This is a genomic window from Herbaspirillum sp. UBA812 (assembly GCF_002296545.1).
GTDB classification, from domain to species: Bacteria; Pseudomonadota; Gammaproteobacteria; order Burkholderiales; family Burkholderiaceae_D; genus Herbaspirillum; species Herbaspirillum huttiense.
Map to the genome: position 1 here is coordinate 1 of NZ_DBIC01000155.1, position 11,578 is coordinate 11,578.

13 protein-coding genes are annotated in these 11,578 nt (G+C 64.8%); 8 read left to right on the forward strand and 5 right to left on the reverse strand.

All coding sequences use genetic code 11. The features are described from left to right. Together B3873_RS09785 and B3873_RS09790 are read right to left on the reverse strand one after the other, a co-directional pair. A partial coding sequence (locus B3873_RS09785) for a cupin domain-containing protein (RefSeq protein WP_286865652.1) occupies positions 1–281 on the reverse strand: 281 nt, incomplete at its 3' end. Further along, positions 278–1,507: an MFS transporter gene (locus tag B3873_RS09790; RefSeq protein ID WP_286865654.1), complete on the reverse strand. Its 1,230-nt coding sequence runs from the start codon at positions 1,505–1,507 to the stop codon at positions 278–280. The genes B3873_RS09790 and B3873_RS09785, both read right to left, overlap by 4 nt. Before the next feature lie 257 nt (positions 1,508–1,764). Between B3873_RS09790 and B3873_RS09795 the strand changes: the two genes are divergently transcribed. Then, positions 1,765–2,676 carry a LysR family transcriptional regulator gene (locus B3873_RS09795; RefSeq protein ID WP_286865656.1) on the forward strand — a complete coding sequence of 304 codons (912 nt, stop codon included), beginning with the start codon at positions 1,765–1,767 and terminating at the stop codon, positions 2,674–2,676. Between the two features lie 115 nt (positions 2,677–2,791). Next, positions 2,792–3,256, forward strand: a complete 465-nt coding sequence (locus B3873_RS09800) for a cyclophilin-like fold protein (RefSeq protein ID WP_134134303.1) — start codon at positions 2,792–2,794, stop codon at positions 3,254–3,256. A gap of 13 nt (positions 3,257–3,269) precedes the next feature. Here the strand turns inward: B3873_RS09800 and B3873_RS09805 are convergent, their stop codons facing one another. Beyond that, entirely contained in the window at positions 3,270–4,223 is a 954-nt protein-coding gene (locus B3873_RS09805) for a LysR family transcriptional regulator (protein WP_252696633.1), read from the reverse strand. A gap of 151 nt (positions 4,224–4,374) precedes the next feature. On the opposite strand from B3873_RS09805, the gene B3873_RS09810 reads away from it, so the two are divergent. After that, the gene (locus B3873_RS09810; protein WP_286865660.1) at positions 4,375–4,932 is read left to right on the forward strand and encodes a flavodoxin family protein; all 558 of its coding nucleotides are present in this window, start codon (positions 4,375–4,377) and stop codon (positions 4,930–4,932) included. Between the two features lie 125 nt (positions 4,933–5,057). Further along, positions 5,058–5,594 carry an SRPBCC domain-containing protein gene (locus tag B3873_RS09815; RefSeq protein WP_286865662.1) on the forward strand — a complete coding sequence of 179 codons (537 nt, stop codon included), beginning with the start codon at positions 5,058–5,060 and terminating at the stop codon, positions 5,592–5,594. 3 nt (positions 5,595–5,597) lie between these two features. Here the strand turns inward: B3873_RS09815 and B3873_RS09820 are convergent, their stop codons facing one another. Then, a complete protein-coding gene (locus B3873_RS09820) occupies positions 5,598–6,515 on the reverse strand; it encodes a LysR family transcriptional regulator (RefSeq protein WP_286865664.1) in 918 nt (305 codons plus the stop codon). A gap of 188 nt (positions 6,516–6,703) precedes the next feature. On the opposite strand from B3873_RS09820, the gene B3873_RS09825 reads away from it, so the two are divergent. Beyond that, on the forward strand, positions 6,704–8,779 hold the full coding sequence (locus B3873_RS09825) for a TonB-dependent receptor (protein ID WP_414651535.1): 2,076 nt from the start codon (positions 6,704–6,706) through the stop codon (positions 8,777–8,779). 24 nt (positions 8,780–8,803) lie between these two features. On the opposite strand, the gene B3873_RS09830 is transcribed toward B3873_RS09825, so the two are convergent. Further along, positions 8,804–9,784: a LysR family transcriptional regulator gene (locus tag B3873_RS09830; RefSeq protein ID WP_286865667.1), complete on the reverse strand. Its 981-nt coding sequence runs from the start codon at positions 9,782–9,784 to the stop codon at positions 8,804–8,806. Between the two features lie 155 nt (positions 9,785–9,939). Here B3873_RS09830 and B3873_RS09835 point away from each other — a divergent pair, with 155 nt between their 5' ends. The 3 genes from B3873_RS09835 to B3873_RS09845 all read left to right on the forward strand — a co-directional run. Then, a complete protein-coding gene (locus B3873_RS09835; protein WP_286865668.1) occupies positions 9,940–10,566 on the forward strand; it encodes an FMN-dependent NADH-azoreductase in 627 nt (208 codons plus the stop codon). A 13-nt stretch (positions 10,567–10,579) separates the two neighbouring features. Beyond that, positions 10,580–10,891 (forward strand): YciI family protein, encoded by a 312-nt coding sequence (locus tag B3873_RS09840; protein WP_286865670.1) that lies wholly within the window; start codon positions 10,580–10,582, stop codon positions 10,889–10,891. A 14-nt stretch (positions 10,892–10,905) separates the two neighbouring features. Further along, positions 10,906–11,578: alpha/beta fold hydrolase (locus tag B3873_RS09845; RefSeq protein ID WP_414651536.1), on the forward strand; the 673-nt coding region annotated here is incomplete at its 3' end.

Here is an 11,578-nt window from a genome sequence, read left to right on the forward strand (position 1 = left end):
TGACGGCGTTGGCACGGACACCAGACGACGTCGCCGGCGCGGATCTCGGTGCGCGGCCCGCCTTCGCATTGGGTCCAGCCGACGCCTTGCGTCACGATCAGGGTCTGGCCCAGCGGATGGGTGTGCCACACGGTGCGCGCACCGGGTTCGAAGGTGACGATGGCACCGCCCGCGCGCGCCGGTTCTTCACCCTGGAAGAAACTGTCGATGCGCACATTGCCGGTGAAAAAGGAGGCCGGTCCCTTGGCCGATGGGGTGCTGCCGTTGCGAATGATCTTCATGGAGATGTCCTTTCGTTGGAAGAAGGCCGGCGATCCTGGCGGGCCGTGAGCGCTGCCAGCAAGGCTGCGGCCAGCAGCACGCCTGCGCTGGCAAAGAAAGTGATGTGATGGCCGCCGTGGTCAAACAGCAGTCCGCCCAGGGTGGACCCCAGGCCGATGGCCAATTGCACCAGCGCCACCATCAGCCCGCCGCCGGCTTCGGCATCGTGCGGCAGGGTGCGCGCCACCCACGACCACCAGCCCACCGGTGCGGCCGTAGCGACCAGACCCCACAGCGCCAGCAGCAAGCTGACCGGCAGCACGTGATGGCCGCAGGCCACCAGCGCCAGGGCGATGACGGCCATCAGCAGCGGGATGAAGACCAGCGTGCCGTAGAACCAACGGCGCAGCAGCCGTCCGATGAGCGTAGTACCGATGAATCCGGCCACGCCGATGGCCAGCAGGATCAGCGACAGGGTTTGCACCTGCACCCGCGTTTCGCTTTCGAGGAAGGGGCGCAGATAGGTGAAGAGGGTGAACTGCCCCATGAAGAGCAGGCTCACGCCCGCCATGCCCAGTGCCACCAGCGGTGTTGCCAGCAGGGCCAGCGGATGCGTGGGCGCGGTGTGGCGCGCGGCCGGACGCATGGCCGGCAGGCTGAGCGCCTGCCACAGCAGCGCCAGCAAGGCCACCGGTGCCAGGCACAGGAAGGCGCCACGCCAGCCGATGAGTGCGCCGAGGTAACTGCCCAGCGGGGCGGCCACGACGGTGGCCAAGGCATTGCCGCCATTGAAGACGGCCAGCGCGCGCGCCACCTCGTGCGGCGGCACCAGGCGGATGGCGGCAGCGGCCGACATCGACCAGAAGCCGCCGATGGCGATGCCGATCAGTACACGCCCGGCCATGTAGACCGGATAGTTGGGGGCCAGCGCAATGACCGGGCCGGAGATCATCATCAGCGCCGTCAGCCACAACAGCAGCGTCTTGCGTGGCAGCTGCCCGGCCAGGCGCGCAATGCTCAGGCTGGTGAGCACGGCGAAGGCGCCCGAGACCGAGATCGCTTGCCCGGCCAGGCCTTCGCTCACGCCCAGATCCTGTGCGATGGGCGTCAACAGGCTTACCGGCATGAATTCGGAAGCGACCAGAGCAAAGGCCGTGAGCGTCATGGCGAAGACGCCGCCCCAGTGCGCCTGTACCGGGGTCTCGGGGGCCTGCAGTGAAGAGGTGGTGCAAGAGGAGCTGCTCATGATGATGTCGGGCAACACCCTGCCCGCCGCAGCAGGCTGAAGCTCAGCGTGCACGGGCTGGCAGCGCTTGCCGTGGAGAATGTGAAGGCAATCAGTGTCGCGCGCGTGCGCCGTATTGACTAGGTAATCAATCCTTAATTACCCTATTAGAAAAACTAATCAATGAATCCCGTCCCCCTTCGGTACCGACCACTTGTTTCATCGGCGCGGCCTCCGGCTGATCCGGCTTTATTGCTCACCACAGGAAGGGTGGCTGCATGATCAAACGCAATCTCAATGACTTGCTGGGTTTCGTGACCGTGGCGCGCGAGGGCAGTTTCACGCGTGCCGCCGCCACGCTGGGCGTGACGCAGTCGGCGCTGTCGCAAGCCATCCGCGGCCTCGAAGAGCGCCTGCAGATTCGCCTGCTCACCCGCACCACGCGGAGCATCTCGCTCACGCCCGCTGGCGAGCGCCTGATCCAGTCCATCGGCAATCGCTTCGACGAGATCGAAGCCGAGCTCGATGCCCTCACCGCACTGCGCGAAAAACCCGGTGGCACCGTGCGCATCACCTGCGGCGACGGCATGATCCAGCGCGTGCTGCTGCCCAAGCTGGCCCCGCTGTTGCAGCAATATCCCGACATCAAGCTGGAATTCGACATGAGCTACGCCCTGCGCGACATCGTGGCCGACCGCTTCGATGCCGGCGTGCGCTGGGGCAAGACCATCGACCGCGACATGATCGCGGTGCCCATCGGCCCGCCGCTGCGCATGGTGGTGGCGGCCTCGCCCGAGTACTTCACACGCTATCCGGTGCCGCTGCATCCGAACGACCTGATGGCCCAGGATTGCATCAACCAGCGCATGCCGTCCTCGGGCGGGCTTTACGTATGGGATTTTGAAAAGGACGGCGAAAAGATCAACGTGCGTGTCGATGGTTCGCTCATCTTCAACACCGTGCCGCCGCAGATCGATGCGGCCCTGGCCGGGCTGGGCGTGGTCCTGCTGCCGGAAGACGACCTGCAATCGCATCTGGAGAGCGGCCAGCTGGTGCGGGTACTGGAGGACTGGTGTCCGGTCTTCGAGGGCTATCACCTCTACTATCCCAGCCGCCGCCAGCCTTCGCCGGCGTTCTCGCTGGTGGTCAATGCCCTGCGCTACGACAGCCGCTCACGTCAGCCGGGGTGATGACAGAACGCCTGATTCATAAGCTGGACTGATGACCGCATTCAGCCCGGCGGGACTAATCACGGACCGATGATGCAGCGACAATCAGGTCAGATTGATTGCCTCCGGACTGCCCATGTCTTCCTCTTTCCTGCCGCGCCTGACCGTAGTTGCCGTGCTGATGGCCGGCGCGATGAGCCTCTGCCCGATGACGGCAGCGGCGCAGACCCGTACCCCTGCCAAGAGCCTGCCCATGACCCTGCGCATCACCATCGCCGACACCGTCCTGACCGCGCGTCTCGAACCCGGCCCGGCCGCCCGCGACTTCGCCGCCCTGTTGCCGCTGACGCTGGAGCTGTCCGACTACAACCAGACCGAGAAGATTGCCCAGCTGCCACGCAAGCTGGCCACGCGCGGCGAGCCCGAGGGCTATACGCCGCGCAGCGGGGATATCGCCTTCTATGCGCCCTGGGGCAATATCGCCTTGTTCTACAAGGACTTCGCTTACTCGAAGGGATTGGTCAAGCTGGGCCACATCACCGGTGACATTGCGGTCCTGCGCCAGCCAGGACCGTATATGGCCCTGATCGAGCAGGAATGAATCGCTGCCCCAATCAGGCCGCGTACTTGCGCAAGGCGGCCAGCGGCACGTGCAGTTCCTCGCTGGCGGCGAAGCCTTCCAGCAGGTAATCCACCGCCACCCGCACACGCGGCGCGATCAGCGCCCGGTGCGGGTATTGCAGGCACATCTCGTAATTGCCCGGATGATGGCTGCGCAAGAGCAGCACCTTCAATCGCCCGCGTTGCAGATAGCGCCACGCGTGATGCACCCCGACTTCGGCGATACCCATGCCGGCCAGGGCCGCCTGGACCAGCGCTTCGGGCGAGGACAAGGTCAGCAGTGCGTGTTCGGTATTCCAGGTCATGATGCTGCCGTCGCTGCCCTGGAAATTCCAGGGTGACACCTTGCCGCCCAGGAACTTGCGCGTAATCAGGCTGTGCTTGTGCAGATCCTGCGGGCGGCGCGGTGTGCCGCGCGCCTCCAGATAGGCGGGACTGGCAACCAGCGCCAGGTTCAGTTTGCAGATGCTGCGCGAGACCAGCGACGAATCGGCGATGCGTCCGCCCCGGATCGCCAGGTCATAGCCGTCCTGCACCAGCTCGCTGATGCGGTCATCGAAATCCACTTCCACCGACAAGGCCGGATAGCGCTGGCTCAGCCCCGGCAGCAGCGGCAGCAATTGTTCGCGGCCGAAGGCCGCGCTGGTGGAGATGCGCACGCGCCCGGTCGGTGTCGCGCGTGCCGCCACCACGTCATCGGTTGCCTGTTCCAGTGCATCGAGCGCAATGCGTGCCTGGCGCAGGAAGGCACTGCCTTCCTCGGTCAGGTTCAGGCTGCGCGTGGTGCGGTTCATCAGACGCACGCCCAGCGCAGTCTCCAGCCCGGCCACATTCTGGCTCACCGCAGCTGAGGAGATGCCGAGTATCCGCCCGGCGCCGGCGAAGCTGCCGCTATCGGCGGCCTGCACGAAGGAAATGATGGCGCGTACCCGTTGCGACGTATCCATGGCCGTTGCTCCCCGAAAATTGGATTGATAAGTTCATCTTGATGAATCCTAAAGGATTGCACTGCTACCGTCATGTAATCCATTTGCGCAGAATGAGCCTGTTACGTCATTCCCCGGTCCCGAACAGTTTGATTTATCCACAGGAGAAAACATGAACATCAGCATCGTCTTTGACAGCGGCTACGGCCATACCGAAAAACTCGCCCAGTCCGTGGCGCGCGGCGTGGAGGAAGTCGCAGGGGCTCAAGCCCCCCTGGTGCCGCTCGCCGCCGGCAGCGTGGACTGGGCTGCCATTGCCGCCAGCGACGCCATCATCTTCGGCTCGCCGACCTATAACGGCACCATCTCGGCGCGCTTCAAGCAGTTCATGGAAGACTCGACCCGCCAGGCGTGGATCCCGCAGGCCTGGCGCAACAAGGTCGCGGCCGGCTTCACCAATTCCGGCGCGCTGCACGGCGACAAGCTCAATTCCCTGGTGACCCTGGCGCTGTTCGCCGCCCAGCACGGCATGCTCTGGACCGGTGTCGATCTCTTCCCCGGCAAGAGCGGTGATGAACTCAATCGCATCGGCGGCTGGCTGGGTGCCATGGCGCAATCGGACGATGCCCCCGCCGAGATCACGCCCGGTGCCAGTGACCTGGCCACGGCCGCCTATCTGGGCAAGCGCGTGGCCGAGGTGGCTGCGCAATTCGCACGCGGCCGCGCCTGAACCTCAGGCCCGCGCCTGATCCAGATATCAGTTTTCCCGATATCAATCATCGGTTTTCAGGATTGGCGTAATAACTGGACGGTCCGCATCATGCAGACCTGTCCAACAATCCGCCAAGGAAAATCATGTCTGCCATCACCACCCAGGCCGCCATCATCTGGCCGGCCGGCTATCTGCCCGGTACCACCGACAACACCGTTTCCAATGAAGTGATCATCGCCGGTCTCTCGGCGGCCCAGGTGTGGCCGCTGCTCAACGACACGCGCGCCTGGCCCGGCTATTACGGCAATGCCAGCGAGATCCGCTTCCATGATGGCAGCGGTCCGCTGCTGTCGGCGGGTGCACGCTTCCGCTTTACCACCTTCGGTTTTGCGGTCGAAGCGGAAGTGACCGAATACCTGCCGCCACAGCCCGGCCAGGCCGCTCGCATCGCCTGGCACGGCTGGGTTGAAGGCGATGCCGCGCAGCGTCTGGATGTCCACCACGCCTGGCTGTTCGAAGACCTGGAGGGCGGCCGCGTGCGCATCCTCACGCAGGAGACCCAGAACGGCCAGCCCGCGCGCGAGCTGGCAGCCACCTTGCCCAATCCCATGCTCAATGCCCACCAGGAATGGATCACCGGCCTGGCGCGGGCAGCGGCTGAGGCCGCCACGCCGCGCTAAGGATCAACGCAGCGGCACCAGCCCGGCCGTGGCAAACAGCAGTTGCCGTAGCCAGCGCTGCGCCGGATCGCGGTGCGTACGCTCGTGCCACGCCGCCGTCTTGGTGAAGCCGGCAATCTCCAGCGGCGGCGGCAACAGCTTCAGGCCCTCCACCCCGGCCACCAGCCGGGACGGCACCACGGCCACCAGGTCGGTGCTGCGCAAGATTTCCGGCAATACCAGGAAGCGCTTCACTGACAGGCTCACGCGCCGCTGCAGGCCGCGCTGTGCCAGTGCTTCATCGGTGACGCCGTGGAAGGGATCGCCCGCATACGACACCAGCGCATGATCCAGCGCGCAGAACTGCTTGAGCGAGAGCCGCTGTCCCCGCACCACCGGATGATCCTCACGCATCGCGCAGACGTAATGTTCGTCGAACAGCCGCCGCGCATGCAGGCCCGGCGGCGTATCCGGCGGCGTGGTCAGCGCCAGGTCGATCTCGCCGCGTTCCAGCCGCTCCTGCAGCGGTGCATCTTCCATCGACGCCAGCGCCACGCGGATGAACGGGGCATGCTGCTTGAGCGCCGTCAGGAAGGGCAGGGCGACTGCGCGCAAGGCATAGTCGGTGGCGGCGATGGTGAAATCCAGATGGGCCGTGGCCGGATCGAAGACCGGCGGATGCAGCAGGCCATCGATGTCGCGCAGTACGCGCTGTACCGGTTGCGCCAGTTCCAGCGCCCGTGGCGTGGGCACGATGCCGCGCTGGCTGCGGGCAAACAGGGGATCATCGAAACTCTCGCGCAGCCGCGTGAGGATGCCGCTCATGGCCGGCTGGCTCACGCCCAGACGCGCTGCGGCACGCGTGACGTTGCGTTCATCGAGCAGGGCGGCCAGTGCCTTGAGCAGGTTCAGGTCGAGGGTACGGAGGTCCGGTTTTTTCATGCGCGCAGGATCAGCAGGAAGAGATCTCGCATGGTAGCAAGCCCCTGCGACAAATTGCCACATTCAACAAGTGGTCATACCAGCTTATGCTTGCCGCTCCTGATTTCCCATGCGGCATCCAGGGGACGGCAGCGCAACTGCCGGGGGAGGCCGCATGCACTGCCTATACCAAGACCACTACAAGACCAATGACGACTCACTCCGCCCGTCGGCCCGGGCCGCAGCATCGCGCACGACCCGTGTTCAAACTCACCGCCCTGTCTGGCCTGCTGGCCCTGGGGGCCGCGCCTTGGGCGCTGGCACAATCGGCCAGCGCCGCCGAGGATTCTTCGCTCACGCTCGGTACCGTGGAAGTCAGCGCACGCCGCAGCGGTCCGCTGCAGCTCAACAACGTGCTGACCTCGGTGGACCTGATCGGGGCCGACCGCATCCAGCAACAGCAGGCGCAATACAACTGGGAGCTGTTCGCGCAGTCGCCCGGCGTGATGCTGACCCAGTTCCGCCAGGGCAACGAATCGGGCAAGCTGTCCTTCCGTGGCTTCAACGGCGAGGGCGAGGTCAATGCGGTCAAGCTGCTCATCGACGGCATCCCCAGCAATGACAATGCCGGCGGCATGCCCTTCCTGGGCACGCTGTTCCCGCTCGATATCGCCCGCATCGAGGTTGTACGCGGCACCAACGATGCGCGCTACGGCCTGCACAACATCGCCGGCAACGTCAACATCGTCACCCGCCAGGGCGGCAACTACGACGAGGCGCGCCTGACCTATGGCAGCTTCAACACGCGCCAGGTGCAGGTGGTCAAGGGCGTAGAGAACGGCAACTGGTCGCAGAATTATTTCGTCGGCTACGAAAAATCGGATGGCTATCGCGACCATGCCCAGGCCGAGAACATCGCCTTCTCCGGCAAGTGGTTCTACACCAGCGATGATGGCCGCTATCGCACCGGCCTGAGCATCCGTCATGCCAATGCCTATGCCCAGGAACCGGGCTACCTGACGGCCCAGGACGCGCGCAGCAACCCGACTTCGTCCTATGCCTATGCCCAGTCCGATGGCGGCAACCGCCAGATGGACCAGGTCAGCCTGCACTTCGACGGCGACATCGATGACCAGCTCTCGGTCGGTGCCAAGCTCTATCTGAATCGCGTGCGTGACCAGCGCTGGCTGCGTTATTCCTCCACGACCTCGCAGCAGGAGCGCGTCATCGACGAGACCCACTACGGGCTGTTGACCAATGCCACCTATCGCCCGCGCTGGAAGGCGCTCGAAGGCATGAGCGACCTGGCACTGGAAGGCGGCTTCAGCATGGAGCGCCAGGAAGACCAGAGCCCGCGTTACAACACGGTCAACCAGGTGCGCGTATCGCAGACGCGCGACCATCATTTCGTCTTCGATACGGTGGGTGCCTACGTGCAGGCCGTGATCAAGCCGGTGGAGTCGCTGCGCATCATCCCCGGCTACCGGGTCGACCATGTGGGAGGACGTTTCAACGATCCCTCGCGCGGGGTGAGCTATGGCATCCAGGATTACGGCTACATCCGCCAGCCCAAGCTGAGCGTGGTCTATGCACCGATCCGCGAGGCCAGCCTGTATGCCAACTGGGGCCGCACCTTCCAGGTCGGCGCGGGCGCGGCGGCCTACAAGTCCAACAACAATGACCTGCGTCCTTCCATCAATGACGGCTGGGAAAGCGGCGTCAAGTTCACGCCGGTGGACTGGCTCGATGGTCGCGTGGCGGTGTGGGAGCAGCGTGCCTCGGATGAGGTCAAGCGACGCCTGAACGATCCCACGGGCGATTCGGAAAACGTGGGACGCACGCAGCGCAAGGGTGTCGACCTGCAGATCAACTTGCGGGCCAGCAAGCGCACCACGCTGTGGCTGGCGTATTCGCGCCAGCGTTCGGAAATCATCACGCCGGACCCGACCGCACCCAATACCCTCGGCAAGGAAATCGACCACGTGCCGCGCCAGGTGTATTCCGGTGGCATCGATTACCAGGCCACGGCGGACCTGAAGCTGTCGGCCTCGGTCAACGGCCAGGGCAGCTACTACCTGACCACGGCCAATACCGGCGGCAAGTACGGTGGCTATACGCTCTTCAATGCCAGCGCGACTTATCAGGTCAATGACAAGCTGAGCCTGGAACTGCAGCTCAAGAACCTGGCCAATCGCTACTATGAATATGTCTGGATCAACGACCAGACCCGGCATGCACCAGGGGATGGGCGGGCGGTCTACCTCTCTGCCAATGTGAAGTATTGAGCAAACAAGCGAGCGCCTTGAGGATCAGCGTCGCGCAATGCTGCGCTGGACTTTGCCTCGCACTGGTCTGTGCGCCAGCAGCGCGAGCAAGGCATCGTTTTCCTGCTGCATGGTCTGCGACAGCTCCACCGCCATGAATTCAATGAAGGCGCGTACGGCCGGCACCAGTCCGCGCCGCGACGGAAACACCGCATGCAGCTGATGCGGCGTGCCACGATGCTGAGGGAGCAGCACCCTCAATTGACCGCCTTCGATGGCAGCGTGGCAGACGTTGAAGGGCAGCAGTGCCACGCCGGCACCGCCGATGGCAGCCTGCATCGCCAGATGCATGTCGTCCGTCACCATGGCTGCGACGTAGTCGATCTCGGTGACTTCTCCCTGCGGACCGTGCAGTCGCCAGCGCTGGGCCTGGCCCGGCATGCCGCCGGGACCCAGGCCGCGTTGTCCTTGCAGAGCCTCCACGCTGTCGAAGGGCCCGTGCTGCCGAATGTACGCAGGGCTGGCAGCCAGTACCTGCTGGCTGGTGCCGAAGGTACGCACCACCAGGTTGGAATCTTCCAGCGTACTCCTGACCCGCATGGCCACATCGAAACCCTCGCCGATGACATCGACCCGGCGATTGCTCAATTCCAGCTCCAGCCGCACATCAGGATGGGCGCACAGGAAGCGCGCCAGCAGCGGCGCCAGGAAGATGTGCGCCACCCCCATGGGCGAACTCACCCTTAGCCGGCCCGCAGGTTTGGCCCCCGCCTGTTCGCTCACTTCCACCGCTGCTCGCGCCGCCTGCGTCATGGCTTCGCAGTGGGTAAAGAAAGCCGCACCCACATCGGTGACACGCACCACCCGTGTCGAACGTTGCAGCAGCCGCACGCCCAGTCGCTGTTCGAGCTCGGCCACCCGGCGGCTGATGCGTGATTTGGGAATGTCCAGCGCACGGGCGGCTGCCGAAAAGCTGCCGTGCACCACGACAGACGCAAACAAGGCGAGATCGTTGAGGTCTTCCATGCGCGCTCCGACGATGAGGGAAAGCCTGATTATAAGATCGGCATTGTTCCATGGATGGAACAATCTGGTGCGCCGATGATGGCTAGTGGCGCGGCCTTTGCGTCGGTATCGTCAGTCCCGTGCTCTTCCTCATTGATGACTGAAAGGACCCCGCCATGAAGATTCTCCACCTCGATACCAGTATCCTGGCCGATGCCTCCGCCTCACGTGTCCTGAGCGCGGCCATCGTCGATCATCTGCAGGCCCGGCATCCGCAAGCCCGGGTCAGCGTACGCGATCTGGTGAGTGCGCCCGTCGCCCACCTGGACGGTGCCATTGCCGCCGGCTTCCGCCAGCCCGGTGGCAGCGTCACGGATGCGGGCGTACTGGCCGAGCACGCGCTTTCAGAGACGCTGGTCAGCGAATTCCTCGACAGTGACGTCATCGTCCTGGGCGTACCGATGTACAACTTTTCGGTGCCCAGCCAGCTCAAGGCCTGGCTGGACCGTGTGGCCCAGCCGGGACGCACCTTCCGCTATACCGAACAGGGGCCGCTGGGATTGTCCGGTGACAAGGCGGTGATCGTGGCTTCCACGCGCGGCGGCATGTATTCCAGCGGACCGGCGGCGGTGATGGACCATCAGGAGTCGTACCTGAAGGCCTTCTTCAGTTTCCTCGGCATCCAGCGCGTGCGCTTCGTACGTGCCGAACGGCTGACCAAGGGGGCCGAGCTGCGCAGCCAATCCATGCGCGTGGCGCTGGACGAGATCCCGTCCGTTGTGGCCGACCTGCTGGCCAACTGATCGGGAGCGCATCATGATCTTTGCCATCGTCCTCACCTATATCCGACCCATCGAGGAAGTGCAGCGGCACCTCGACCCGCACAAGGCCTGGCTTGCCGCGCAGCTCAAGCAGGGCCGCGTGATCTGCGCGGGCCCGCTGGCGGCGGGCGGCGGCGGACTCATCCTGGCATCCTGCGCCGATGAAGCGGACCTGCACGCGATGATGGCGCTGGATGCCTTCATCAGCCAGGGCGTGGCCAGTTACCAGGCCCATGGCTGCACACCCGCCCTGGCTGCCGCTGGCTTCCCGGCGCACTGGGTGCCACAGGCCACCTTCATCGGATGAGGAGCGCAAGAGCGATGAAGCACAACCTGGACCGCCATCGCCTGCGCAGGCGTTGGATGCTGGCCGGCCTGATGGCCTGGCTTTTTCTGATCCCGTTTCTCTCACCGGCCCAGACCATGCGTACCGAGCCTGCCCCCTTGATCGATATCGTCCTGGTCCACGGCGCGTTCGCCGATGGCTCCAGCTGGAGCAAAGTGATCGCGCTCCTGCAACGCAAGGGCTATCACGTGACGGCGGTACAGAATCCGCTCAGCAGCCTGGCGGCCGATGTGGCGGCCACTTCCCGCGTCATTGCGCGCCAGCCGTATCCGGTGCTGCTGGTCGGGCATTCGTGGGGCGGGGCGGTGATTTCGGAGGCCGGGAATCAGGAGAAGGTGAAGGGACTAGTCTATCTGTCAGCGCTGGCGCCGGATTCCGGCGAGAGCGTGGCGCAGGCCTTGCAGCGACTGCAGGCACCCATGCAGGGCCTGCAGCCGGACCACGACGGACTCATCTGGCTGGATGACCCCAAGGTATTTGCGCAGGTGATGGCGCACGACGTGGCGGTCGATCAGGTACGTGCGCTGGCGGCCGTGCAGCAACCCATTGCCGCCAGTGCCTTCGCGGAACCGGTCATGCACGCGGCCTGGCACGACAAGCCTGGCTGGTATCTGGTCACGCAGGGCGATCACGCCTTGTCGACCGCCG

Bases quoted from the DNA above. Each gene is read 5' to 3' on its own strand.
- B3873_RS09790 (WP_286865654.1), bottom strand. From the start codon at position 1,507: ATGAGCAGCTCCTCTTGCACCACCTCTTCACTGCAGGCCCCCGAGACC.
- B3873_RS09795 (WP_286865656.1), top strand. From the start codon at position 1,765: ATGATCAAACGCAATCTCAATGACTTGCTGGGTTTCGTGACCGTGGCG.
- B3873_RS09800 (WP_134134303.1), top strand. From the start codon at position 2,792: ATGTCTTCCTCTTTCCTGCCGCGCCTGACCGTAGTTGCCGTGCTGATG.
- B3873_RS09805 (WP_252696633.1), bottom strand. From the start codon at position 4,223: ATGGATACGTCGCAACGGGTACGCGCCATCATTTCCTTCGTGCAGGCC.
- B3873_RS09810 (WP_286865660.1), top strand. From the start codon at position 4,375: ATGAACATCAGCATCGTCTTTGACAGCGGCTACGGCCATACCGAAAAA.
- B3873_RS09815 (WP_286865662.1), top strand. From the start codon at position 5,058: ATGTCTGCCATCACCACCCAGGCCGCCATCATCTGGCCGGCCGGCTAT.
- B3873_RS09820 (WP_286865664.1), bottom strand. From the start codon at position 6,515: ATGAAAAAACCGGACCTCCGTACCCTCGACCTGAACCTGCTCAAGGCA.
- B3873_RS09825 (WP_414651535.1), top strand. From the start codon at position 6,704: ATGACGACTCACTCCGCCCGTCGGCCCGGGCCGCAGCATCGCGCACGA.
- B3873_RS09830 (WP_286865667.1), bottom strand. From the start codon at position 9,784: ATGGAAGACCTCAACGATCTCGCCTTGTTTGCGTCTGTCGTGGTGCAC.
- B3873_RS09835 (WP_286865668.1), top strand. From the start codon at position 9,940: ATGAAGATTCTCCACCTCGATACCAGTATCCTGGCCGATGCCTCCGCC.
- B3873_RS09840 (WP_286865670.1), top strand. From the start codon at position 10,580: ATGATCTTTGCCATCGTCCTCACCTATATCCGACCCATCGAGGAAGTG.